20 protein-coding genes are annotated in these 24350 nt (G+C 71.8%); 4 read left to right on the top strand and 16 right to left on the bottom strand.

Features of this window, described 5'->3' with window-relative positions; genetic code table 11:
- Positions 1-17 precede the first annotated feature (17 nt).
- The 14 genes from V6U90_RS18955 to V6U90_RS18890 all read right to left on the bottom strand — a co-directional run bounded on the left by V6U90_RS18955 (position 18) and on the right by V6U90_RS18890 (position 16336).
- Positions 18-833, bottom strand: a complete 816-nt coding sequence (locus tag V6U90_RS18955) for a cytochrome c oxidase assembly protein (RefSeq protein ID WP_334438134.1) — start codon at positions 831-833, stop codon at positions 18-20.
- Positions 830-1354, bottom strand: coding sequence for a DUF2243 domain-containing protein (locus tag V6U90_RS18950; protein ID WP_334438132.1), 525 nt, complete (start codon positions 1352-1354; stop codon positions 830-832). Before V6U90_RS18950 ends, V6U90_RS18955 begins: the two co-directional genes overlap by 4 nt.
- A 65-nt stretch (positions 1355-1419) precedes the next feature.
- On the bottom strand, positions 1420-3291 hold the full coding sequence (locus V6U90_RS18945) for a polysaccharide biosynthesis protein (RefSeq protein WP_334438129.1): 1872 nt from the start codon (positions 3289-3291) through the stop codon (positions 1420-1422).
- A 168-nt stretch (positions 3292-3459) separates the two neighbouring features.
- Positions 3460-4707 (bottom strand): glycosyltransferase family 4 protein, encoded by a 1248-nt coding sequence (locus V6U90_RS18940; RefSeq protein WP_334438126.1) that lies wholly within the window; start codon positions 4705-4707, stop codon positions 3460-3462.
- A 133-nt stretch (positions 4708-4840) separates the two neighbouring features.
- Positions 4841-6067: a glycosyltransferase family 4 protein gene (locus V6U90_RS18935; RefSeq protein WP_334438123.1), complete on the bottom strand. Its 1227-nt coding sequence runs from the start codon at positions 6065-6067 to the stop codon at positions 4841-4843.
- Positions 6060-6986, bottom strand: coding sequence for a D-glucuronyl C5-epimerase family protein (locus tag V6U90_RS18930; RefSeq protein ID WP_334438120.1), 927 nt, complete (start codon positions 6984-6986; stop codon positions 6060-6062). The genes V6U90_RS18935 and V6U90_RS18930 overlap by 8 nt, the downstream gene beginning before the upstream one ends.
- Positions 6983-8179, bottom strand: a complete 1197-nt coding sequence (locus V6U90_RS18925) for a glycosyltransferase family 4 protein (protein ID WP_334438117.1) — start codon at positions 8177-8179, stop codon at positions 6983-6985. Before V6U90_RS18925 ends, V6U90_RS18930 begins: the two co-directional genes overlap by 4 nt.
- On the bottom strand, positions 8176-10851 hold the full coding sequence (locus V6U90_RS18920; RefSeq protein ID WP_334438114.1) for an O-antigen ligase family protein: 2676 nt from the start codon (positions 10849-10851) through the stop codon (positions 8176-8178). The genes V6U90_RS18925 and V6U90_RS18920 overlap by 4 nt, the downstream gene beginning before the upstream one ends.
- Entirely contained in the window at positions 10848-11495 is a 648-nt protein-coding gene (locus tag V6U90_RS18915) for an acetyltransferase (RefSeq protein ID WP_334438111.1), read from the bottom strand. The genes V6U90_RS18920 and V6U90_RS18915 overlap by 4 nt, the downstream gene beginning before the upstream one ends.
- Positions 11492-12220, bottom strand: a complete 729-nt coding sequence (locus V6U90_RS18910; RefSeq protein ID WP_334438108.1) for a sugar transferase — start codon at positions 12218-12220, stop codon at positions 11492-11494. Before V6U90_RS18910 ends, V6U90_RS18915 begins: the two co-directional genes overlap by 4 nt.
- Positions 12221-12354: 134 nt before the next feature.
- The gene (locus V6U90_RS18905; protein ID WP_334438106.1) at positions 12355-12996 is read right to left on the bottom strand and encodes a GNAT family N-acetyltransferase; all 642 of its coding nucleotides are present in this window, start codon (positions 12994-12996) and stop codon (positions 12355-12357) included.
- A gap of 15 nt (positions 12997-13011) precedes the next feature.
- Positions 13012-14130, bottom strand: coding sequence for a hypothetical protein (locus tag V6U90_RS18900; RefSeq protein ID WP_334438104.1), 1119 nt, complete (start codon positions 14128-14130; stop codon positions 13012-13014).
- A 29-nt stretch (positions 14131-14159) separates the two neighbouring features.
- Positions 14160-15209 (bottom strand): lipid II:glycine glycyltransferase FemX, encoded by a 1050-nt coding sequence (locus V6U90_RS18895; protein WP_334438103.1) that lies wholly within the window; start codon positions 15207-15209, stop codon positions 14160-14162.
- The gene (locus tag V6U90_RS18890; RefSeq protein ID WP_334438101.1) at positions 15206-16336 is read right to left on the bottom strand and encodes an aminotransferase class I/II-fold pyridoxal phosphate-dependent enzyme; all 1131 of its coding nucleotides are present in this window, start codon (positions 16334-16336) and stop codon (positions 15206-15208) included. The genes V6U90_RS18895 and V6U90_RS18890 overlap by 4 nt, the downstream gene beginning before the upstream one ends.
- Positions 16337-16669: 333 nt before the next feature.
- On the opposite strand from V6U90_RS18890, the gene V6U90_RS18885 reads away from it, so the two are divergent.
- On the top strand, positions 16670-17623 hold the full coding sequence (locus tag V6U90_RS18885) for a DUF389 domain-containing protein (protein WP_334438099.1): 954 nt from the start codon (positions 16670-16672) through the stop codon (positions 17621-17623).
- A 73-nt stretch (positions 17624-17696) separates the two neighbouring features.
- Here V6U90_RS18885 and V6U90_RS18880 read toward each other — a convergent pair whose 3' ends face one another.
- Together V6U90_RS18880 and V6U90_RS18875 are read right to left on the bottom strand one after the other, a co-directional pair.
- The gene (locus V6U90_RS18880; protein ID WP_334438189.1) at positions 17697-18077 is read right to left on the bottom strand and encodes a hypothetical protein; all 381 of its coding nucleotides are present in this window, start codon (positions 18075-18077) and stop codon (positions 17697-17699) included.
- 316 nt (positions 18078-18393) lie between these two features.
- Positions 18394-20811: a Tex family protein gene (locus V6U90_RS18875; protein ID WP_334438097.1), complete on the bottom strand. Its 2418-nt coding sequence runs from the start codon at positions 20809-20811 to the stop codon at positions 18394-18396.
- A 200-nt stretch (positions 20812-21011) separates the two neighbouring features.
- On the opposite strand from V6U90_RS18875, the gene V6U90_RS18870 reads away from it, so the two are divergent.
- From V6U90_RS18870 to V6U90_RS18860, 3 genes are all read left to right on the top strand, one after another.
- Positions 21012-22523 (top strand): deoxyguanosinetriphosphate triphosphohydrolase family protein, encoded by a 1512-nt coding sequence (locus tag V6U90_RS18870; protein ID WP_334438095.1) that lies wholly within the window; start codon positions 21012-21014, stop codon positions 22521-22523.
- 201 nt (positions 22524-22724) lie between these two features.
- A complete protein-coding gene (locus tag V6U90_RS18865) occupies positions 22725-23651 on the top strand; it encodes a methionyl-tRNA formyltransferase (RefSeq protein ID WP_334438092.1) in 927 nt (308 codons plus the stop codon).
- A complete protein-coding gene (locus V6U90_RS18860; protein ID WP_334438089.1) occupies positions 23648-24325 on the top strand; it encodes a PIG-L deacetylase family protein in 678 nt (225 codons plus the stop codon). The genes V6U90_RS18865 and V6U90_RS18860 overlap by 4 nt, the downstream gene beginning before the upstream one ends.
- Positions 24326-24350: the final 25 nt, after the last annotated feature.

Genomic DNA, 24350 nt, shown 5'->3' with positions numbered 1-24350 from the left:
CCTCGGTTGCAGGATCCCTAGGCGCGAGCCTTCCTCGTCCCCACGACGGGTGTCAATGCTTCGATCGGCCGGTGGGCGCTGTCCCGGTCGGGGCGCCAGGTGACCAGCAGGGACAGGGCGAGCAGGATCTCGGCGAGGTCGCCGCCGTAGTACATGACGGCCGCACCGGCGCGTAGCTGACCGGGGGAGGCCGGGATGTCGACGAGCAGACCGGCGTGGATGAGCTGGGCCAGTACCGCGTGCGCGACCACGGCCACCCCGAGCACCACCAGCCGGGCCGGTACCCGGGGACGGTGCGGGCCGGGATCGGGCCCGGCGACCGACCAGGCGAACAGGTAGCCGCTGAGCAGGAAGTGCAGGTGGACGAGTTCGTGCAGGGCCGGGCTGGTCAGGGTGGCCCGGTACAGCGGGGTCAGGTAGAGCAGCCACAGCCCACCGGCGGTGAGCAGCAGCCCGGTCACCGGATGCCCGAGCCAGTGGGCCGGTCGGCTGCGCAGCAGGCGGACCAGCCGACGGCCGGTAGCGGCCGGCACCGACCGCAGCAGCAGGGTCACCGGGGCGCCGAGGACCAGCCCGAGCGGGGCGAGCATGCCGATCAGCAGGTGCTGGAGCATGTGGCCGGGAAAGTTCCCCGGCGTGGCCGGCAGCGCGACCGCCGCCGCGAGCAGCAGTACGCCGCCGCCGAAGGCGGCACTGCGCCACCGGCTCCACCCCCGTGGCTCGTGCCGCTGCCGCCACAACCCGGCCAGGTAGAGCAGGGCGAGTAGCACCGGTACGACCAGCGCGGGGGTGGCCCAGTCCGGACCGTGACCGCCGGCGTGGGCCAGGGTCACCGCCGCTGTCCGGCGCAGAGGTCGACGGTTCCGGCTGTCCGTTGCAGCAGCCAGCCGCCGCCGACGAACAGTGCCCCCAGGGCCAGGAAGCCCAGGTCCCACCAGGTCTGATGGGGGCCACCTCGGACGTGGTGGATGCCGAGCAGGTGGTGGTCGACGATCCCTTCGACCAGGTTGAACAGTCCCCAGCCGACCAGCGCCCACCCCCAGAGTGCCGGCGACCGCCAGAGCCGGCCCCGGGAGCGGGTCACCCGGGCGTAGAGCAGCGCCAGGCCGGCGAACACGGCGACCCAGGTGACCACGTGGAACAACCCGTCCCACAGGGTGTTCATCTCCAGGCCGGGGACGGTGTCCACCGGGTACGACCGGATCCCGGCCCGGTCGGTGTCGGTGCTGCTCAGCATGTGGTGCCACTGGAGGACCTGGTGCAGCACGACGCCGTCGACGAATCCGCCCAGTCCGATACCGAGGATGGTGGCGGGCAGCCGGATTTGGGTCAGGTCGGGAGTCTGTACGGCCATGGCGGTTCCTCCGGAGAGAGAAGCGTCGGTACTCCCGTGCCCGGGACCGGCGGCCGGAAACGTCGTCACCGTGCGGTGGGTACCCGCATCGGCGCGTCCGGTACCGGAACCGCCGGGTGGGCGCAGAGCCAGGCGAGCCGCTCGACCAGCTTGTCCGGGTCGTCGAACGGGTCCAGGGCGGTCACCTCCATCGGGTCCAGCGCGGGGACCGGCACGTGCGAGATGAGCGGGTGCAGGGGCCGGACGTCCGCCTCGCCCTGCCCGAGCAGGTCCTCGTGCAGCTTCTCGCCGGGCCGTAGTCCGGTGTAGACGATCCGCGCCGGGCCGGGGGCCTGCGCGGCGAGTTGGCGGGCGATGTCGTCGATGCGTACCGGTTCGCCCATGTCGAGCACGAGGGCCTCGCCGTCCCGGCCGATCGACGCCGCCTGGAGTACCAGGTGCACCGCCTCCTGGACGGTCATCAGGTACCGGGTGACCTCCGGGTGGGTGACGGTGATCGGCAGGCCCGCGTCGATCTGCGCCCGGAACGCGGTGACCACCGATCCCCGGCTGCTCAGCACGTTGCCGAACCGCACGCTGAGGAAGGTGCCCGGGTACGTTTCGGCGGCGTGTGCGGTGAGGCGTTCGGTGATCCGCTTGGAGTAGCCGAGCACGCTCACCGGGTCGGCTGCCTTGTCGGTCGAGATGTTGACGAACTTCGCCACGTCGCGGCAGGCGTCCAGCACCGCGAGGGTGCCCCAGATGTTGGTCTTGACCGCCTCACCCGGGTGCCGCTGGAGCAGGGTGAGGTGCTTCAGCGCGGCGGCGTGGAAGATGATCTCCGGCTGGCGCTCCTGGATGATCCGCCGGATGCCCTCGTCGTCGCGCAGGTCGGCGAGGATCAGCTCCGGACCGTCCAGCATGGCCCGCCCGGAGAGCGAGAGCTGGAGGCTGTGCAGGGCGGACTCGTCCCGGTCGAGCATCATCAGCTCGCCGGGGTCGGCGCGCATGATCTGCCGGCACAGCTCCGAGCCGATCGAGCCACCGGCGCCGGTGACCAGGATCCGGCGGCCCCGCAGCCCGGTGTCGCTGCCGGCCAGGTCGGCCACCACCGGCCGTCGGCCGAGCAGGTCGGAGACATCCGGGCTGCGTACGTCGGTCACGCTGATCCGGTGGTCCACCAGCTCGCGTACCGGCGGGAGCACCTTGAACGTCGCCCCGGCGCGCAGGGTCGCTTCCCGTACGTCGCGGATCAGTTCGCTGTCGGCATCCGCCACGGACAGGATCAGGGTCGTCGCCCCGGTCCGGCGGATCGCCGTGCCGATCTCGGCCCGGTCGCCGTACATCCGCACCCCGCCCAGGCGCAGGCCACGCTTGTCCGGGTCGTCGTCGAGCAGCCCCACTGGCAGGTACCGGCCGCGTGGGTCGCTGAGCATGGCCCGCAGGAGTGCCTGACCGGCCTCGCCGAGGCCGAACAGCAGTACGGGCACCGCCGAGCGGGCATCCGGTCGCAGGGACCGGTCGTGGCGGTGCCGGTAGGCGACCCGTACCGACAACATCAGCAGCAGGGCCAGGGCGGCCCCGACCGGTGCGGTGCTGGCCGGCGCCGGCCGCTCGGTGAGGGCGAGCAGCGTGAACAGGACCAGGGTGGCGGTGCCCGCGACGGTACCGGCCAGGCCCCGGACCTCCTGGAGGCTGCCGAGCGGGTGCCGCCCGGACCAGACCCGACGCAGCGCCGCCACGGCCACGTGCAGGGCGGCGGTGAGCAGGGCGAGACCGGCGATCCGGAGCACCTGCGCCCCGGTGACCTGGAACTCGTGCCGGGTCCAGGCCGCAGCGAGGAAGCCGGTCACCCAGGCTCCGACGTCCACAGCGAGGAAACCGACGGTACGGCGGCGGACCCGACTGCGGCGCTGTTCGGTGGTCAGGTGGTGGGCGGTCTGTGCGTCGAGCGGCATGTAGGGCTCCCTAGATGTTGCTGGGCCATCCGCGGTGGCGGTGATGTTGCGCTCCCATGTATCTATAGGGTTTTGTGTCCGTATGTGGGCTTTTCAGGTTATTCAGGTGATTCTTTAGCTCCGGCTAACCCCGGGCTGCTGCCTCGTTCAGGTGCTCGGGTGCCTCGTTCAGGCGCCCGGGGTCGTAGCCGGGGTCCGGCGCCGGTCCGCCCGGCTGGATCCGGGTACGACCACCGCGTCCAGTAGCCGCTGCAACCGGGCGGCCATCACGGTCCGGGACCGGTGCTCCTCGATGTACCGCCGACCGCGCCCGCCCATCGCCCGCAACGTCGCGGTGTCCTCGCCGAGGAGCTTGCGCAGCCCGGCGACGAGTTCGTTCGGCCCGACCGCGATGCCGGCGCCCGCCGAGAGCACGATGTCCTGGGGCTCGTCGGGGCAGTTGGTCACGACCGGTAGGCCGGCGGCCAGGTAGTCGTAGAGCTTGTTGGGACTGGCGCCCAGCTGGAAGATCTCGGCGTTGGCCAGTACGTGCACCCCGACATCCGCGTCGCCGATGATCCCGGCCAGCTCGCGCTTCGGGATGGTGTCGAGGAAGTGCACGTTGCCTAGCTGCTCGGCGTGGGCCCGCTCGACCAGGTGGGCCTTCTCCAGTCCGTCCCCGATCAGGACGAAGGTGTGCTCGGGCAGTTCCGCCGCTGCGTCGAGGAGCAGGTCGAGGCCGTTGAGCGGTCCGTGTGCGCCGGCGTAGACCACCAGCCGGCCGGTGACCGGTACCCGGCTGCGCAACGAGCGGTACTCGGGCCGTAGCGTGAAGTCGGCCGGCTCGGCGCCGTTGCTCACCCACTCGATCCGGGACTCGTCCACCCCCTGGGCAACCAGGTAGGACCGCCAGCCCTCGGCCACGACGACGATCGCGTCGGCCCGCCGGTAGAGCCAGCGTTCCAGGGCCCGCAACAGCCGGTGGGTGATCGAGCCCGAGCGTAGATAGCCCATGCTGACCAGCGTCTCCGGCCAGAGGTCGCGGATCTCCAGGACGAACCGGCTGCGTCGGATCCGGGCCGCCAGCCAACCCGCGACCGGGGTCAGGATGTGGGGCGAGGAGGCGTAGACCACGTCCGGACGGGGGCGTTGCCGCAGGGCCGCGCGTAACGCCCCCAGGCTGTAACTGATCCAGTTGGCCACCCGCTGGTGGTCGTTGCCGCGGTAGCTCGGCACCCGGACCCGGACGAAGTGCGGATCGGTCGTCTGGAATCGCTGCCGGGTGTAGTTGTCGAGGTCGCCGACCACGATGGTGTGTCGCCAGCCGGAGAGGCGACCGAACAGTTCGACGTGCCGCGTACCACCCGGCTCGTGCAGTGGCTTCGCGTACTGGTTGAGCACCAGCACCTGACGTTGGACGGAAGCGCTGGAGGTCATGGTGCTTCCTTTCATAAACCCATATACGATGATTTTTCAGGCGGGAGGCGGCCGGGTGGAGGTACCGCTGACCAGTACTGGATGGTCGACCGGGTCGGTCAGCCCGACCCGCAACGCAGCCGGCGGACCGGTCTCACCGGTGGGGAACGTTCGGCCCTTCCCCGGTACCGACCAGAGCGCCGTACCACTGCCGCATCGTGGCCACCTGCCGTGACCAGGATTCGGTCTGCTCGATGAAGGCCCGGTTGCGCCGCTGCTCGGCGTCACCCAGCCTCCCGGCGGCGACCAGCCGTGCCGCCAGGCCCGTGTCGATCGGCTCCGGCACCAGTTCCGCCACCAGCCCGTCGGCGAGGAGTTCCCGGTAGGGCGGCAGGTCGGCCAGGAACAGCCGGCAGCCGGCCAGCGCGGCTTCCAGGACCGTGGTGCTGCGCTGGTCCCAGCGGGGCACCGAGACGGCCACCTCGCTGGCACACATCAGCGCGAAGACCTGCGCCGGTTGCAGCGTCCGGTCGACCACGGTCACCCGGCCCGGCAGCGCCGCCGCCAGCACCTGGATCCGGGCCAGACACTCCTGCTGGGACCGCAGTGCCGAGGCTTCGGCCGGCCGGAGACCGGACAGCACGACCAGATGCAGATCCGCGCGCTCGCGGGCGGCCGACGCGAACGCGGCGAGGATCTCGTCCACCCGGTACACCGTCGTCGCGCTGCGTACCGACAGGACCACCGTGGCCTGTTCCGGTATGCCGAACTCCCGTCGTACCGCCGAGGGCCGGACCTGATCCCGGCTCCCGATCAACGCGTCGTCGACCCCCCAGGACAGGGTGGCCGTCCGGGCGGCCGGGACCCGGTACCGTCCGGTGACCTCCTCGGTCACCGACGCGGAGGTCGGCACCACCAGGTTCGCCCCGCGCAGCACGCGGCGGGCCACCCACCTGCGCAGCCGCGACCGGGCCGCGGTACGCAACTCGCTGCCCCAGGGTGTGACCACCCGGACGGTGCCGGACGGGAGCACGAGCGACAACAGGCCGGCCGTACCGACCGAGTGGACGTGGACCACGTCCGGCCGGACCTGCCGCAACTGGCGACGCAACCACCAACCGGTGGTGAGCAGGCCCCACACCGCCCGGCCCCGGCTGGCGCGTACCCGACCGGCGCCATCGGCCACCCGCAGGTCGACACCGGGGATGGGATCGGCGCTCACCCAACTGGCCACCACCACCCGGTGTCCCTGCTCCGCCAGCGTGGTGGCCCAGCGTCGGGTGTGGATCGAGTTGGCGGCACCGAGCAACAGCACCACCGGTTGCCGACCGGCAGCCTCATGGTTCTCGTCCAGCGGTGCCGGCGCGGACTGATCAGACATGACGGTGCCTCCACACCTGGGCTGCCTTCACCGTCCGGGCCCGCAACACCCAGATCGGATTGGTGAGTTGCCGCCGCCAGCGCACCGCCGTCGCCTGGAACACCGGTTGACCGGTCAACTTCGCCAGGGCGGTCAGCAGGGAGACGTGCAGGGAGTGGTAGTTGGCGGTGGCCGGCCAGGCGAACTCACGGTCGTACCGGGACCAGTAGCCGAGATCGTAGTGACCGAGTTCGTCGGCGAGCCGTTGCTGAGCCGGCACGTGCGCGGTGCCACCACGGCGGTGCTGATGTTCGATCAGCCCGAACAGCGCGAAGATCGCGCCGTTGAGGACGTGGTTGGCGGGAGTCTTGGCGCACTCCTCGAGAAAGGGACGGCCGGTGACGTCGTAGTCCGCGCAGCCGCCCTGGTCCACCGACCGCAGCAGCAGCTCGATCGCCCCGTCGGCGCTGTCGGCGAAGGACTTCTCGTCGGTGAGGTCGTAGGCCCGCAACAGGGTGGACACCGCCAGCCCCTGTGCCATGCCCGAATACCAGCCGGCCGGTACCCGGTAGCGCGGGATGGGCACCGGGTAACGCCAGCCACCGTCCGGGTCCTGGTGTTCCCGCAGCCACCGGGCCTGGGTCAGCAGCGGCGCGAGGCGGTCCTGCCGGGTGGCCGGGTCCGCCGGTGCGTCGTGGTGTACCCGGCTGTGCCAGCTCAGCGCGTACAGGCACATCGAGACGGGGTTCGGGTAGCTGCCGTTCTCCGGGTGGTCGACCACCACCACGCCGTCCGAATCCAGCCGGGTCTGCCGGGGCAGACCGTGCCAGATCAGCGGGTAGGGGCCCCGGCCGTCCGGCCGTGGCGCGGGCTCCACCGGAAAACGGCGGACCCGCAGATCGTGTACGCCGTTGGCGATGATCCGCCGGATCGCGGTCACGGGCGCGTTCCCTGGCGGCTGGCCAACGCGCGGTGGTAGACCGCCTCGACGTCGGCCACGGTACGGGCAGCGTCGTACCGGGCGAGGCAGCGGCTGCGTCCCAACTGTCCCATCGCCCGCCTGCGCTCAGGGTCGTGCAGCAGGTCGGCGACGGCGTCGGCCAGGGCGACCGGGTCGGCCGGCGGCACGAGCAGCCCGGTCTCGTCATGTTGGACGGTGTCCGGTAGCCCGCCGACATTGCTGGCCACCACGGGCTTTCCCATCAGCAGGGCCTGCACGCTCGCCCCGGAAGCGGACTCATCGAGCGACGGGCTGACCAGTACGTCGAATCCGGCCATGAGTTCCGGGATGTCGTACCGCCGACCCGTGAAGTGGATGCGGCCGGCGCCCACGCGAGCGGCCCGCTCGTGCAGGGCACGACGGTAGCTGCCGTCCCCGGAGAGCTCGTCCCCGACGATGAAGATCCGCGCGTCGGGCACCCGGGCCAGCAGCCGGGGCACCGCGTCGATCAGTGTCTCGTGACCCTTGATGCCGACCTTCCGGAAGTCGCGTATCCGGCTGGGGTACATGTACGCGACCATCCCGACGACCGGGGTGCCCGGCTCGATCCCGAATTCCGATCGGAACTGCTCCGGGGAGGTCGCCGGGTCGAAGCGGTGCACGTCGAAGCCGTAGTGACTGGTCGCCACCGAGCGTGCGCCCAGGCCGCGATAGCGCTCCGCGAACGCGTGGCAGGAGGCGATGACGACGTCGGCCCGGGACAGGGTGGCCAGGTCCAGCCGGCGCATGAACGGGTTGCGCAGATGTGCCGCGCCGGGTAGCTGGTCGACCTGTAGGGCGTGCCCGCCGACCAGGCTGGCCAACCGGCAGGCGACGCTGGCCTTGAGCAGATGGGCGTGCACCACGTCCGGCCGGAGCCGACGGATCAGCCGCATCAGGTGGAATTCGGCCGCAGCCACCCGGGGCAGTTGGTGGGGACGCCATCCGGCGAGCCGCACGATCTCGGTGGGAATCCCTGCGGCCCGGATCCGCTCGGTCAGCGGGCCTTCGCCGGGGAGGACCGCGGTCACGTCGTGCCCTCGGCGGGCCAGCCCGGTGACCTGGCAGTAGAACCACTCACCGCCCAACGGTGTGCTCGTCACCTGCAGGATCCGCAGCGGCGGGCCGGTGCGGGGTTCGCTGGTCGTGGTCAAGTCGGTCTCCTCGTGACGGTGCTCAGGGCGAGAACGATCGGGACGAGAACCGGCAGGGTCAGCACCGGTTCCCCGAAGAACGAGCAGACGGCGGTCCCGGCCAGGGCGAGGAGCAGGTTCTCCGCCAGCCAGTCCGAATTGGCGCGGAGCCGGCCGAGGGCCTGTCGTACCGGGCCGACCAGCAACCCGCCGACCAGCAGGACCCCGACCAGTCCCAGCTCGACCAGCACCGCCAGGTAGGTGTTGTGCGGATGGACGAGCAGCGGCAGGTCCACGTCGGGGCCGATTCCGGTGACGCTGGGTACGAAGTACTCCGGCAGCCGGTCGTGGAAACTCAGGTAACCGACGCCGAAGAGCGGATGGTCGCCGGCCATCCGGAGCGCGCTGAGCCAGAGGTCCAGCCGGACCGTGGAGGAACCGTCCAGTCCGTCAGCGCCCGCGGTTCCTGCCACCCGGTCCGAGATGCTCTCCGGCACCACCGACACGCGGGCGATCCAGAGGACGCCGACCACGAGCAACGCGGTGGTCAGGAACGCCCAGAGCCGACGCCGGAGCGCGAAGCAGACCACGACCGCGAGCGTGCCGAGATAGGACGACCGGCTGTAGGAGAAGCCGATGCCGGCAACCAGCACCGCGATCCCGATCGCGTACAGGGCGCGGGACCGCAGGCCGACCGCCACGCCGGCCCGGGCCAGCAGGACGGCCACCGCCAGCACCAGCATCGGGCCCCAGGCGTTGTGGTTCAGTCTGCTGAACGTCTCGGAGAGGTCGGGGTCCTCGTAGACCAGGTTGTGTACCCCGATCATCCCGAGCACCGCGTGGACGCCACCGACCGCAACGGCGGCGCAGGCGAAGAGCAGCAGGGTCCGTTGGGCCGCCGGACCCGGGCCACTGACCAGCGGCAGGCTGACCAGCATGATGCCCAGGACGACGACCGACCAGATCGGCCCGCCCGACTTGCCGGCCACCACCGGGCCGTACGCCAGCAGGATGATCAACGCGCCGACCGCGAGGACGGCGTACCGGCTGCGGGTGACCAACCTGCGGCGTAGCACCGTGCCGACCAGGCAGCAGAGGACGAGCAGGAGCAGGGGCATCACCTCGGGCGCCCACTCCGTCGGCAGTTGCGTGGCCGGTACGGCCACGGCCAGGCAGTACAGGCCGAAGGTGGGTGCGATGACCGCGCCGACCAGGATGATGGCCGCCGCGACCAACGCCAACGTCGTACCGGTCCGCGTGGACAGCAGGCCCGTGACCGTCCCGACGACACCGACGATCGTGACCACCAGCACGGACCGGGTACCGGCCGTCGGCGGTCGCCAGGCCCGGCGCGGGCGACGGCGTCGCCCCCGTGACCGCTGGTGCCGGACGGGTCGCCGGGGCCGGGCGGCGAGAAACGCCTGGCCGACCACTGTGCTGTAGACCAGGTAGGCGATGGAGACCGCCAGACCCGCACCGACGGCGTCGAAGCGGGGGATCAGCACCAGCATGGCCAGCAGTCCGCCAGCGGTGGCGGCCACCGCGGCCAGCGTGGTCGGGGCCGGTCGGTCGATCGCGGTCAGGTAGCTCTGCGCGGTCCGCCCGACGGCCAGTATCGCCAGGCCGGGCAGCAGCGCCCAGAGCACGGGTACCGCCCCGGAGAACTCGGTGCCGAAGAGCAGCGGGAAGACGATCGGTGCCCCGGCAGCGAGTGCCACCGCAGCCGCAGCGGTGGCCAGCACGGTCCGGCTGACCAGCCGTGCGACGGTCGTCCAGTCGGCGCTGCCGTTGGCGACCGCGGGCACCAGGATCAGGCTGAGCGCTACCGGCAGGATCAGCAGGATCTCCGCGAACGGTACGGCGACCGAGTAGATGCCGACGGCCCCGGCACCCGCCAGCAACTGGATGGTCGGGATCTGACTGCGACCCATCGCGAACTGGGCCAGATTGGGCAGGTAGGCGCGCCGGGCAAACGACCGGTACGCGCTGCCCGCGCCCGGCTCGGTGGGCAGCGGTCCGATCGGTCGGGCCCGGACGAGCAGCGCGGTGAGAGCAGCGAGTTGGCCCCCGAGGTAGGCGCCGACGACGGTGGCCGGGGAGGCCCGGTCCAGGACCGCCACCGCACCGAGCAGAGCGCTGTAGACGAGCAGCCCGCCGATCATCGTCGCGTTGTAGGTCATGGCCCGACTGCGGCCTATCTCCGCCGAACCGAGCAGCGCGGAGAGCAGTACCACCGGGCCGAGTGCGAGGGTCAGACCGAAGGACATCCCGTCCAGCCCGAACCGGGCCACCGGACCGAGCAGGGCACCGGCCAGTCCCCATGCGGCGGCCATGCCGAGCCCTGCCGTCGCGACGTACCACAGGCTGCGCCAGACTGCCTGCTGGTGGTCGGCTGGAGACCGTCCGGCGAAGCGGAGGTTGGCCGTCTCCAGGCCGGCGGCCCCGAGCGCGGCGTAGACCGAGGCGCCGGCGAGCACGACGGCGACGGTGCCGCGGTCGTGCGGACCGAGCAGCCGTGCGGTGATCACCCCGGTGACCAGGCTGGTCACCAGCACCGCGATCCGGGTACCCACGGTGCCGGCTGCCGCATGCAGCAGGGCACGGGGGATGCCCGGTCGCCGGGCCGGTGGCGGGGTGTGCGGCGCGGGCCGGTCGATCACCGTGGTGGTGGCCCGGCCATGGTCGGGGGTCACCGAGCCGGCACTCCCTTGACCACCGTCTCGGCGGGCACGTCCCGCACCACACACGCGCCGGCTCCGACGGTGGCTTCGGCACCGATGTGCAGACCCTGCAACACGGTTGCGTTGGTGCCGACGAGGACCCCGTTGTCGAGCCGGCAGTCCCCGGAGACGGCGGCCAACGGGTTGACCGAGACGTAGTCGGCCAGTACGCAGTCGTGCCCGATGGTGATGTTCTGGTTCAGGTGGACGTGGCGGCCGAGCACCACGTTGGTGGTCACCCGGGCGCCGGCGAAGACCAGCAGCCCCTCTCCGGAGACGGTGTCCTCGCCGACCTCCGCAGAGGGATGGACGAGGGTCGCCGCGGGAAGTCCGTAGCGGGCGATCCGCTCGCCGACCAGTCGGCGGCTGCGCGGGTGGCCGATGCTGAGCACCGTGTGGACCGTCGGCGGCCGACCGTCGAGCCAACTGGTCGGTCCGAGGTACGCCACGTCCAGGCGCTGCACCCGTTTCAGGTTCGCCTCGGACGGCTGGTCGTCGACGAAACCGAGTACCCGCCAGCGGGGCCCGGTGGTCGAGAACCGGTTGATCGCCCGGATGATCCCGAGGGTCTCCCGACCATGCCCGCCACATCCGACGATGACGATGTCGGCGCTCACGCACGCACCTCGCCGGAGCCGCCGGTCCCGGTGGCGCCGACCGTGGCCAGTTCGTCGCGGGTACCCGGACCGGTGGTCAGGGTGGCCAGGCCCACGAAGTCCGGTCCGGTCGGGCCGAGACTGGCCGCGACCACGTCCCGGCGGACCAGGATCCCGGCGGTCCCGAGCAGGATACGCAGGTCGAGGCCGAGGCTGCGTTCGTCGACGTACCGCAGGTCGTAGGCGAACTTCTGGTGCCAGTCGAGCCCGGCCCGGCCCCGGATCTGCGCGAGCCCCGTCATGCCGGGCCGGACATCGTGGCGGCGGAACTGTTCCGGGGTGTACCGGTCGAGGTACATCATCCGCAGCGGGCGTGGACCGACCAGGCTCATCTCCCCGCGCAGCACGTTCCACAGGTTGGGCAGTTCGTCCAGGCTGGTGGCCCGCAGCCAGCGGCCCAGCCGGGTGAGCCGGAGACCGTCGCTCGCGGTTGCCTCGCCGGGACGTTCGGCCGGGGTGCTACCGGTGACGGGGTCCGCCGTCAGCATCGTCCGGAACTTGAGCATGACGAAGGGCCGGCCGTGCAGACCGGGGCGCGTCTGTCGGAACAGGACGGGGCGTCCCATGGTCGCTGCGACCGCGAGGGCCACCGCCACCATGACCGGCGCCGCGAGCAGCAGAATGATCATGGACAGTACGAGATCCAGCAGCCGTTTGGTCCGGTCGTACGGATGTCGGGCGTTCATTACAGTGCCTCCAGGAACTGCGCGATCGAGGCGTGAGGGCGTACTCCGATCGGGATGGTGGGACGGGGCTTCGACGAGTACCGGGCGCGCGGCGCGACTGGCACAGGGACAAACGACTCGAAGCCGGCGAAGTTCTACAAAATGGGTGAGCGGTGCCCGTTGGGTGCGGTTCGGGCCTCCGGCACTCCTGGAACGACGGCGGGCAGAGCCGCACCGCAGACCCTCTCGACGTACTCGGGAGCGTCCGGCAGGGCGTCGAAGTCGGATCGCAGCGCGGCCACCTTGACCAGGTCGTGCCATTCGCCCCTGCGGAAAACCGCCCTGCGCTCGCGCCCCTCGACCTGCCAGCCGCTGCGCCGGACGTACGCGCCCAGGCTGGCTGCGTTGAAGTCCAGGATGGTGCTGTGCAACCGCTGTAGCCCCACCTCGTAGAAGCTCCACGCCATGACCAGCTTGATGGCGTCACTGCCGGAGCCGGGCTCCGTCGCACCGGGCATCAGCTTGATCGCGGTGAGCGCGGACCGGTTGTGCCAGTCGATCTCCCAGAGGCCGGTCAGGCCGACCGGCGCGCCGGTGGTCAGATCGGCCACCGCCAGCCGGTGACTGTGCGGATCGCGGACCGCCCGGTCGTACCAGTCCCGCTGCGCGTCGCGGGCGGCGGGCCAACCCCAGCCCACCACGTAGTGACGCACCCCGGGCGCGTTCGCCAGGTCGGCGAGAAACCCCAGGTCGTCGAGCTCGATCGGGCGAAGTCCGACCAGCCGGCCGTTGAGCATGACACTCCTTACGGATCAGTTGGGCTGAACAGGGATCGGCAGGTGCTCCGGTGTCGTGGTCGCCGCAGGGGCGACGGCACCGCAGCGGGGTGGGTTGATGACCGGGGTGGGCTCGCCGCAGGACCTGCGGACCAGGGCGGCCACGCGGGCCAGGTCCGGCCCGTCCGACCGGAAATCGCTGTGCAGGAAGAGCATCCGGCGAGAGAAGTCGAGGGCCGTCGGGGACGCTTCGTCGAGCGGCTGGGGCCAGAGCACCGCGGGATAGACATCCGCGCCGATCAGGTCGGCCCGAACCTGCTCGCGGTGCTCGGGCGAGTCGAATTCGAGCACCACGCCGAGCGGACGGGGATGCACCCGGACGCCGGCCGGCGTGGTGAGCAGAGCGGCCAGCCTGGCCACGTTGTCGATGCGGCGCTGTCGTAGTTCCGCCGTGGGCAGCACCGTCAGGGCCTGCTCCGAGTAGGCGGAGATGCCGCTGACCGGGCCGGACCCGAGGCCCTGCTCGGCGGTGCGGTAGAGGGCAAGATAGTGCTCCTTGGCCACGGGCGAGCCAGCCAGGTACGCGGCCTTGAGGCACATGGCCGAGAGCATCGTGCCGACCACCGCGAGGTGCGTGGGGGTCGGCGGCGTGACCGGTGGCAGCGGGTGCCTCCGGTACGTCCAGAGGGCGCCTCCGTCGGGCAGCGGCAGGGTCTTGCGCAGCGAGGCGAAGACGTAGTCGGCGTCGAGGTCGGGCAGCCAGGGAGCGTGCGGGTCGTGGGTGGCGTCCACGATCCGGATGCTGCCGGGCGGTGGCAGGACGGGCGGTGCCCCGAAGTAGGAGACCGAGACCACCGCCTCGCTCGGCCCGCCCGGTGGGGGGACGGTCGCCGGGCCGGTCGGATCGGCCGGGTAGTACCGCACCGGCAGCAGCCCGGTGACCGCCTCGGCCGCCTCCCGGCAGTAGTAGTCCGGCAGGTGCAGTACGGTCCAGCCGTGCTCACGTCGACCGAGCTGGACCAGCGCACGCAGGGCGTGCCGTCCGGATCCGAACAGCCGTAACCGGCTCGGGCGGCTCGTCCAACCACCGCCGTCCGGCAGAGCCAACGGAAACCAGGAGCCCACCTCCTGGCGACCGGCGGGTCGGGGTGTCACCGCGACACCATCGGGAACGACCCGCATCGTCAGCCCCTCCCGAACCGGTAGGCGGGGAAGTACCCGACGGCTGCCAGGTCGTCCACGGGCCGGCCGAGTTCCCGGGCCCGCGCGGCGACCAGTGACCTGTACCGGTCCGGATCGATCACCACCGCCCCGCTCCACCACTCGGACCGGCGGCCACCGAAGGACTCCTTGAAGCGGAAGAGGCCGTCGTCGGCGCGTACCCCCCCACCGAGGTGCACCACCACGCATCCGCTCTCGGCGGCCCATTCGAGGATGGTCCAGACCAGGAGGTTGTTGGCGCCGTCCCGGGCGGCCTGCGGATCCGACCCGGCGAGGTGATAGTGGGCGCGGTCCCGGTGCCGCATCACCAGGGACGCCGCGACGACCATGCCGGTGGGGTCGCGTACCTCGGCCATCAGCAGGTCCTTGCCCAGCCCGGTGGCCAACTGCCGGTAGTAGGCGTCGGGGAAGAAGTAGAACGGCGAGCTGTCCAACCGGGACATGGTCTGCTCGTACAGCCGCCGGAACGGTGCCCCGGGGACCAGGTCCGATGGCCCGACCGGCCGGACCGTCGCGGTCAGTCCGGTGTTGCGGGCCTTACGTACCGCTGTGCGCGACCGGCCCGCCATCGCGTCCCACACCGCAGCCGGACCCTGGTCCAGCCCGACGGCGATGGTGTCCGACAGCCGGGACAACCGGACCGTGTCCAGCCCACGCACCGCCCGTACGGAGTCCGGATCCAGTGGCGAGAAGCGCACGAAGAGGCTGACCAGTCCCTGCGCCCGCCAGTGCGGCACCACCGCCGCCCAGAACCGGTCCAGATCGGTCGGTGAACAGTCGGGATGCACGTACACGCCGCTGTAGCCGTACGGGCTGATCGCGTCCACTGCCTGCCCGTCGACGTCCCGCTGGACGTACGGGAGCATGATCAGGTCTGTCCGGTCCACCCGGTGCCAGACGCCGCCCTGCGCCGCCGCCGTCGCCCGACCGTAGCCGGCGGTGAAGTAGACGTCCGGACACTCGGCGTCGAGCGGGTCGTCATCGCAGCCGACGACGGTGAAGTCGTCGTTCACCGGCGGCCCAGGAACTTCTCGATCGCCTGGCACACCCGTTCGGTCTGTGCGGCGTTCAGGGCGGATCCGCTGGGCAGAGTCAGACCGTTCTCGAACAGGTGCTCCGCCGTACCGGTCAGCAGGGCATCGGCCGTCCGGTACACCGGTTGCAGGTGCATCGGCTTCCACACCGGGCGGGCCTCGATGTCCTGGGCGTTGAGGTGGGCGCCGAGCTGGGCGGCCGTCCAACCGGTCCGGCCCGGGTCGACGACGATCGTGGTCAGCCAGCAGTTCCCGGTCGGGTCACCGTCGCCGAGCAACCGGACGCCGGGTACCGCCGCGAAGAACTTCGCGTACCGCTCCCGCAGCGCCCGGCGACGGGCCAGCATGCTGTCCAGGCGGTGTAGCTGGGCCCGACCGAGGGCGGCGAGCAGGTTGCTCAGCCGGTAGTTGTAGCCGATGTCGGTGTGCTCGTAGTGGATCACCGGCTGGCGGGCCTGGGTGGCCAGATAGCGACAACGGGCGACGAGTTCGCCGTCGTCGGACAGGAGCATCCCGCCACCGGAGGTGGTCATCACCTTGTTGCCGTTGAACGACAACACCCCGGCCCGACCGAACGCGCCGGCCGCCCGGTCCCGGCGGGTCGCGCCGAGCGCCTCGGCGGCGTCCTCGACCACCGGTACGCCGGCCGCCGCGCAGACCGGCAGCAGAGCGTCGTAGTCGGCGCAGACGCCGAACATGTCCACCGGCACCACCGCGGCCACCCGCCGGCCGCTGTCGCGCAGCCGGTCCAGCAGATCGGCCAGCAGCGCCACGTCGATGTTGCCGGTGGCCGGTTCACAGTCGACGAAGACCGGCTCCGCTCCGGTGTAGACCACCGCGTTCGCGGTGGCGGCGAAGGTGAGCGTCGGTACCACGACCACCGTGCCGGGGCCGGCGCCGACGGCCAGCAGGGCCAGATGCAGCGCGGCCGTGCCGGAGCTGGTGGCGAGGGCGTACCGGGTGCCGACCCGGCGGGACATCTCCGCCTCGAAGGCGTCGACCTCCGGGCCCAGTGGCGCGACCCAGCCCGACCGGATGGCGGCCATGACGTACGACTCCTCTAGCGGACCGACGTCCGGTGGGGAGAGGTAGATCCGCCCGGTCACCGGGGGAGAACCGGCATCGGCAGGTACCACCGGCGGGGGCAGGCCCGCTCAAGCCGACAGACATTCATAATACGGACCTCCGGTTGGAAAGAGGTATGAATCGCTCAACCGGTTCTATCAAACACTCCGCAGGTCAGAGTGGCTTTTGCGGAATCCGACCGGACCAGAACCGACTGGGCGCGGGCGTGGTCCTGCCCGCACTGGCTGGGCGCGGGCGTGGTCCTGCCCGCACTGGCTGGGCGCGGGCGTGGTCCCGGTCGGGCACGTCGCCCCGGAGTTGGCCCGGGGCAGTAGAGTGCTCTGGCCGCGCCCCACCCCTACCTGCTGCGGTCGATGGAGGAACCGGTGCTGCACCTGCGGATCATCGCCCCGACCGGGCAGTCGACCGCCGTCGTGGAACTGCTGACCGCCAACCCCGGGGTCACCCACCTTGCGGTGCTGCCGGGCGCCGGTCGGCAGCCGGCCGGTGACCTGATCCTCTGCGACGTGGTGCGGGAGAGCGCCGACGAGGTGCTCGGCGCGCTGGAGGAAACGGGGGTGCAGTCCGTCGGCGGCATCGCCGCGGACGACGTCGAGCTGACCATGTCGGCGGCAGCCGACCGGGCTGCCCGGGAGGCACCCGGCTCCGGTGCGGACGCCGTCGTCTGGGACGAGATCGCGGCGAAGACCGGCGAACAGACCGAACTCTCCGCCACCTACCTCGTACTCATCATGGTCGCCACCATGATCGCCGGCATCGGTGTCCTGCTCGACCAGCCCATCCTGATCGTCGGGGCCATGGTGGTCGGCCCCGAGTTCGGGCCGCTCGCGGCGCTCTGCGTGGCCCTGCTGCGGGTCCGCCCGGCGGTCATCGGGCGCTCGGTCACCGCCCTGGTGGTCGGCTTCGTCGCGGCCATGCTGATCACCGTGCTGAGTACCTGGGCGTTGACCGCCGCCGGTCTGGCCAGCCGGGACATGCTGCTCGCCGAACGACCGTTGACCGACTTCATCTGGCGCCCGGACGCGCTCTCCTGGGTGGTGGGCCTGCTCGCCGGGGTCGCCGGCATGCTCTCGCTCACCTCGAAGAAGTCCGGCTCCCTGGTCGGCGTGCTGATCTCGGTGACCACCGTGCCGGCGGCGGCGAACGTCGCCGTCGCGGCGGCGTACGGGGTGTGGCCCGAGGCGGCCGGTTCGGCGCTGCAACTGGTGATCAACGTTTGCGCCATCGTGCTCGCCGGTGTGCTCACCCTCGCGGTGCAGCAGTTCTGGTGGTCCCGGGCTGTCGGCAGCCGCGCCCGCCGTGGCTGAGTGGCGTGCCCGCCGGTTCGCCCACCCCGCCGCCGCCCGCCCGGGTCAGGGCCAGACGGCTGGCCTGCCCGGGTCAGGGCCAGTCGTCACCGGCCGCCAGACGGCTGGCCAGCGCCGCGCGCAGGGGCACCGACTGTCCGTCCCGACCACCCGCGCCGATGACCAGGGGCGCCGGACTCGGGGCCAGCACGGCGCCCAGCAGCCGGGCCCGCAGTCCGGCCGGTACGCCGAGCAGGTAGAACCGCCCGTCCGGAGTGACCGCCCGGGAACAGGCCCGATCCACGTACCACCCGGAGAGGTTGGTGCGGTACCGGGTACGACCGTTGTACGCCAGCGCGGTCAACCGGCTCGGCCGTAGGCCACGCCGGGCCGCCTCGACGACGAACTCCGCCACCAACTCGGCCGCCTCCGCCTGCTCGGCCGCCCGACGCCGATCCTCGGCCGCCGCGTGCATCTCGGCGGCCTGCCGCTGCCGCTCCCGCCACTCCTGCAAGGAAGGGCCCCTTCTTATCGCTTTCGGTAGAGGAAGGGCCCCTTTTTAACACTTGGATGAGGGCCTGCGCTGCTGCCGTTCGGTGACGAGCAACCCTGTCGAGTGGCTCGGGCCGCCTCCGTGCGGCTGGGACGGCGGCGGTTGGCACGACGACGCGTTCGTCTTCGACCGCCCGATTACTGAGCAGGGGCCCGTTGCGCGCCCGGCCACGACGACAGGTGTTAAGAAGGGCCCCTTCCTCTACCGAAAGCGATAAGAAGGGGCCCTTCCTTACACCTCAGGCGAGGCCGGCGCGGCGCAGCGCGTCAGCCAGGGCGCCCTGGGGCGCCGGCTGCTGACCACCGCGACCACCGCTGCGACCCTGTCGCGGCTGCTGGCCGTCCCGGCCACCACCGGCACCGCCCCGGCCACGCTGGCCATCACCAGCCTGGCCATCCCGGGCGCGCTGACCGCCGTCACCACCCCGCCGGCCGCCGTCAGCGGGGCCGCCGCGCCGTGCAGCCGGCTCGGTCTCGTCCTCGAGGCGCAGGGTGAGCGAGATGCGCTTGCGCGGTACGTCCACGTCGAGCACCTTGACCCGGACCACGTCCCCGGACCTGACCACGTCCCGGGGGTCCTTGACGAAGGTCCGCGACATCGCCGACACGTGTACCAGTCCGTCCTGGTGCACGCCGATGTCGACGAACGCGCCGAACGCGGCGACGTTGGTCACCACGCCCTCCAGCACCATTCCGGGCGCCAGGTCGCCGATCTTCTCGACCCCCTCCGCGAAGGTGGCGGTCCGGAACGCCGGCCGGGGGTCGCGGCCCGGCTTTTCCAGTTCGGCGAGGATGTCGGTGACGGTGGGCAGGCCGAACGTGTCGTCGACGAAGTCGGTGGCCCGCAGCCCGCGCAGGATCGCGCTCTGCCCGATCAGCGACCGCAGGTCACCACCGGTGTGCGTGAGGATCCGCCGGACCACCGGGTACGCCTCGGGGTGCACGCTGGAGGAGTCCAGCGGGTCGTGACCGTCGCGGATGCGCAGGAAGCCGGCGCACTGCTCGTACGCCTTCGGGCCCAGCCGGGCCACCTTCTTCAACTCTGACCGGGAGCGGAACGGTCCGTTCGCGTCCCGGTGCAGCACGATGTTCTCCGCCAGCCCGGCCCCGATGCCGGAGACCCGGGTCAGCAGCGGCGCCGACGCGGTGTTCACGTCCACCCCGACCGCGTTGACGCAGTCCTCCACCACCGCGTCCAGCGACCGGGAGAGCTTCACCTCGGAGAGGTCGTGCTGGTACTGCCCCACCCCGATCGAGCGTGGATCGATCTTCACCAGCTCGGCGAGCGGGTCCTGCAACCGGCGGGCGATGGAGACCGCGCCGCGCAGCGAGACGTCCAGACCGGGCAGCTCCTGCGAGGCGTACGCCGAGGCGGAGTAGACCGACGCACCCGCCTCGGAGACCACGATCTTGGTCAGTCCCAGCTCCGGGTGCCGCTTCATCAGGTCACCGGCGAGCTTGTCGGTCTCCCGGGAGGCGGTGCCGTTGCCGATCGCGACCAGCTCCACGCTGTGTGCCTTGGCCAGCCGGGCCAGCGTGTCGATCGAGGCGTCCCACTGCCGGCGGGGCTCGTGCGGGTAGATCGTGTCGGTGGCGACCACCTTGCCGGTCGCGTCGACCACCGCGACCTTCACCCCGGTCCGCAGCCCCGGGTCGAGACCCATCGTCACCCGGGTGCCGGCCGGCGCGGCGAGCAGCAGGTCCCGCAGGTTGGTGGCGAAGACCCGGACCGCCTCCTCCTCGGCCGCCTGCCACAACCGCATCCGCAGGTCCGCGCCGAGATGGACCAGGATCCGGGTACGCCAGGCCCAGCGCACCGTGTCCGCCAGCCACCGGTCGGCCGGGCGGCCCCGGTCGGTGACCCCGAACCGCGTGGCGATCTCCGCCTCGTACCGGCTCGGACCGGTCGGGATGTCGTCGACGTCGCCCTCCGGCTCGGGGTCCATGGTCAGGTCGAGGACGCCTTCCTTCTCGCCCCGGAACATCGCCAGCACCCGGTGCGAGGGGAGCTTCGGGTACGGCTCGGCGAAGTCGAAGTAGTCGGCGAACTTGGCGCCGGCCTCGGCCTGCCCCTCGCGTACCCGGGAGACCAGCCGGCCCCGCGACCACATCTGCTCGCGCAACGAGCCGATCAGGTCGGCGTCCTCGGCGAACCGCTCGATCAGGATGGCCCGCGCGCCGTCCAGCGCGGCGGCGGCGTCGGCCACCCCCCGCTCGGCGTCCACGTAGCCGGCGGCGACCGCCTTCGGGTCCTGACCCGGGTCGGTGAGCAGCGCGTCGGCCAGCGGCTCCAGCCCGGCCTCCCGGGCGATCTGCGCCCGGGTCCGCCGCTTCGGCTTGTACGGCAGGTAGATGTCCTCCAGCCGGGCCTTCGAATCAGCCGCCATGATCTGGGCTTCCAGGGCCTCGTCGAGCTTGCCCTGGTTCCGGATCGACTCCAGCACCGCGCTGCGGCGTTCCTCCAGCTCACGCAGGTAACGCAGCCGCTCCTCCAGGGTGCGTAGCTGCGCGTCGTCGAGTGAGCCGGTGGCCTCCTTCCGGTACCGAGCGATGAACGGCACGGTCGACCCGCCGTCGAGCAGCTCGACAGCGGCCCTTACCTGGCCCTCGCGAACGCCGAGCTCCTCGGCGATCCGCTGGTGTACAGAGGTCGTCACGATCTGATCCGCCTTCTGGTGGTGGTTGCGCCTGTCGCATTCTGCCGGGCCGTCCGGGCGTTGTCGCATTGTGCCGGGGTGGTTCGGGTGTTGTCGCCGCACCGGGCCGGGGGTGTTAAGAAGGGGCCCTTGCTCTACCGGAAACGTTAAGCGGGGGCCCTTCCTTACCGGCGGGGCCGGTCCTGGGCTAACGTCCGATCATGGAACGACCTGCCGACCCCCGGGCCCGCCGGCTCTTCGGTGGCAGTGCCCGCGCGCTGGGTGACCTGGCCGCCAACCCGTTCCGGGCCGACCGGGACCGGATCGTCAGCTCCCCGTTCTTCGCCCGGCTGGCCGGGGTCACCCAGGTGATCAGCCCCAGTGGGTCGGGACTGCTGGTGCACAACCGGCTCACGCACAGCCTCAAGGTCGCCCAGGTGGCCCGGGCCATCGCCGAACGGCTCACCGCCGACGAACGCCACCGCGACCTGCTCGACGCCCTCGGCGGCTGCGACCCGGATGTGGTGGAGGCGGCGGCGCTCGCCCACGACCTGGGTCACCCGCCCTTCGGGCATCTCGGCGAGCAGGTGCTGGACCGGCTGGCCCGACAGCGCCTCGGCCTGCCCGACGGGTTCGAGGGCAACGCCCAGTCGTACCGGATCGTGACCAGCACCGAGATCCGGGGTGCCGCGACCACCGGGCTCGACCTGACCGCCGCGGTCCGCGCGGCGATGCTCAAGTACCCGTGGACCCGGCTGGACCATCCGGACCCGCACCCGAGGCACCTCGTCCCGCCGCCCCGGGGCGCGGCTGCTCCGGCGGACGACCCGGCGAGCGGGTCGGTCAAGTTCGGCGCGTACCGCACCGAGCTGGCGGACCTGCGGCAGGCCCGGGAGCCGTTCGCCGGGCGGATCGCCGACTGGCAGCAGACCGTGGAGGCGTCGGTGATGGACACCGCCGACGACATCGCGTACGCCATCCACGACGTGGAGGACTTCTACCGGGTCGGGGTGCTCCAGCAGGGCGCGGTCTCCGCCGAGCTGATGGCCTGGCAGCGGGAGAGCGGGCAGTTCCGCGCGATGACCGACGCGGCGCTCGGCGGCACCGCCCGTCGGCCCGGTGCCGCGATCGAGCGCCTGCGCCGGCAGTTGCGCCGCAAGGACGGCTGGATCAGCGACGACGAGGCGTTCGCCGCCGCCGTCGAGCACGTCCGGGCCGAGCTGGTGGACGGGCTGCTGGCCGCCCCGTTCGACGGCTCGGTGGAGGCCGAGCAGTACGTCGCCCGGTTCTCTGCCCGGTGGACGGCCCGACTGGTGGACGCGATCACCGTCGTGGCCGGGCCGTCGGTCCGCTCCGGCCACGTGCTGCTCGCCGGGGCGCAGTGGCACGAGGTGCAGGTGCTCAAGTTCGTCCACCACCGTTTCGTGCTGGCCCGTCCCGATCTCGCCCTGCACCAGCGGGGTCAGGCCCGACTGCTGGCCACCCTGGTGGAGGCCCTGCTGAGCTGGATCCTCGACCCGGCCGAGGAGGCCCGGCTACCCCGCCGGCTGCACGACCTGGTCGAGCTGGCCGAGGCCGAGCTGCATCCCCGTACCCCGCAGCGCGACGCGAAGGCCCGGGGCCGGGCGATCATCGACTTCGTCGCCTCGCTCACCGACGGCCAGGCGGTGGCGCTACTCGACGCGCTCTCCGGCCGTTCGGGCGCGCTCTGGACCGACGCCTTCGTGCTCTGACCGACGCTGACCGGAGGCGTCCGCGCTCCCGCTGCCCGGCGCGGTGCCGACACGGGCGCAGGGCACCGGAAGCGCTGTCACGCTCAGGCGGCGACTGCTCACCCGGCGTGGTTCGCCGGGTTTGGCGAGTCGAATCCCTACCATGCCCGTTATGGCACGCCGTGTGCCTGGTTCAGGGTATATCGGGAAGGAGTAGCCGGGGTGAAGCGAATTGTCTGGATCAGCTTTGAGACCACCGGGAAGGCGTGCCTGGAGGCCGCGGCGCAGGCCGGTGCGGAGGTGGCCGGCATCGTCACGTTGCCCGGGCCGGTCCGTCCCGAGGTCTCCGGCATGTGCGGCTTCGAGGACGTGGCGCAGCGGCTCGGCGCGCCGCTGATCCACGCCCGCAACGTCAACGACCCGGAGTGCGTCGCGGCCGTCCGGCAACTCGCCCCGGACGCCCTCTGGGTGATCGGCTGGTCGCAGCTGCTCCGCGACGAGATCCTCGCCGTCCCGCCTGGCGGGACGTTCGGCATGCACCCCACCCTGCTGCCCCGGCACCGGGGACGGGCACCGATACCCTGGGCGATCATCACCGGCCTGGCCCGTACCGGGGTCACCCTCTTCGAGATCCCCGATGCGACCGCCGACTCCGGCCCGATCGTCGGCCAGAGCGTCATCGACATCGCGCCCGACGAGACGGCCACCACCCTCTACTCCAAGATCCACGAGAGCAGTATCGACCTCGTCCGCACCTGCTTCCCGCAGATCGCCGCCGGCACCGCCCCGCGCATCCCGCAGGACCCGCGCCGGGCCAGTCACTGGGCCAAGCGCACCCCGCTGGACGGGCTGATCGACTGGGAGACCAGAGCCAGCCAGCTAGACGCCTGGGTGCGGGCCCAGACCCATCCCTACCCGGGAGCGTTCACCTGGCTCGGCGACGAGCGGCTGACCATCTGGCGGGCCAGGCCGGAGACCAACGACCACCGTTCGCCCGCCGGCATGGTGCTCGAACACCGCCCCGACGGGGTGCTCGTCGCCTGTGGCGCGGACGCTCTGCTGGTACGCGAGGTGTCGTACGCCGATCGCCCGGCGGTCCGCGACACCGACCTGCACGGACTGCTCGACAAGGGGATGGTGCTGGGATGAGTGACCGGCGGGTACTGATCTTCGCGGCCCACCCGGACGACGAGATCCTCGGGATGGGCGGCACCATCGCCCGGCACGCAGACCGTGGTGACGCGGTACGCATCTGCTGCGTGACCGACGGGTCCTCCACCCAGTACGCCAACGACACCGACATCCTGCTCCAGAAGCAGGCCGAGGCGCGCAAGGCGGCGGCGACCCTCGGCGTCACCGACTACGTCCACCTCGACCTGCCGGACATGCGGCTGGACACCCTGCCGCACGTGGAGGTCAACCGGGTCGTCGAACGGCAGGTCGCCGAGTTCCAGCCGGACACCGTCTACTGCGTCCAGGCCGACGTCAACCTTGACCACCGGACGGTCTTCTCCTCGGTGGCGGTGGCCACCCGACCCCGCCCGGAACAGCCGGTCCGGCGGGTACTCACCTACGCGCCGACGTCCAGCACGGAGTGGACCCCCGCGCCCGAGACCTGGTGGGTGCCGAACTGGTTCGTCGACATCTCGGCGACCCTGGAACGCAAGTTGGAGGCGTTCCGGCACTACCGGTCGGAGTGGCGGGAGTGGCCGCACCCCCGTAACGACCGGGCTCTGCGGGTGCACGCCGAGCATTGGGGCACGGTCGTGGGCTGCCCGGCGGCCGAGCCGTTCGTGCTGGTCCGGGGCATCGCCCTGCCCTGACCGGCACCGGCCCGCCGGCCCCTGC

Source organism: Micromonospora sp. CPCC 206060 (genome assembly GCF_036906895.1).
In the GTDB taxonomy this organism is placed as follows: domain Bacteria; phylum Actinomycetota; class Actinomycetes; order Mycobacteriales; family Micromonosporaceae; genus Micromonospora.
This window is presented reverse-complemented; position numbering and strand designations above follow the sequence as displayed.

Coding starts and splice junctions, on each gene's coding strand:
- V6U90_RS18950 (WP_334438132.1), bottom strand. CDS start 1,354: ATGGCCGTACAGACTCCCGACCTGACCCAAATCCGGCTGCCCGCCACC.
- V6U90_RS18945 (WP_334438129.1), bottom strand. CDS start 3,291: ATGCCGCTCGACGCACAGACCGCCCACCACCTGACCACCGAACAGCGC.
- V6U90_RS18940 (WP_334438126.1), bottom strand. CDS start 4,707: ATGACCTCCAGCGCTTCCGTCCAACGTCAGGTGCTGGTGCTCAACCAG.
- V6U90_RS18935 (WP_334438123.1), bottom strand. CDS start 6,067: ATGTCTGATCAGTCCGCGCCGGCACCGCTGGACGAGAACCATGAGGCT.
- V6U90_RS18910 (WP_334438108.1), bottom strand. CDS start 12,220: ATGAACGCCCGACATCCGTACGACCGGACCAAACGGCTGCTGGATCTC.
- V6U90_RS18905 (WP_334438106.1), bottom strand. CDS start 12,996: ATGCTCAACGGCCGGCTGGTCGGACTTCGCCCGATCGAGCTCGACGAC.
- V6U90_RS18885 (WP_334438099.1), top strand. CDS start 16,670: ATGGAGGAACCGGTGCTGCACCTGCGGATCATCGCCCCGACCGGGCAG.
- V6U90_RS18880 (WP_334438189.1), bottom strand. CDS start 18,077: ATGCACGCGGCGGCCGAGGATCGGCGTCGGGCGGCCGAGCAGGCGGAG.
- V6U90_RS18870 (WP_334438095.1), top strand. CDS start 21,012: ATGGAACGACCTGCCGACCCCCGGGCCCGCCGGCTCTTCGGTGGCAGT.
- V6U90_RS18860 (WP_334438089.1), top strand. CDS start 23,648: ATGAGTGACCGGCGGGTACTGATCTTCGCGGCCCACCCGGACGACGAG.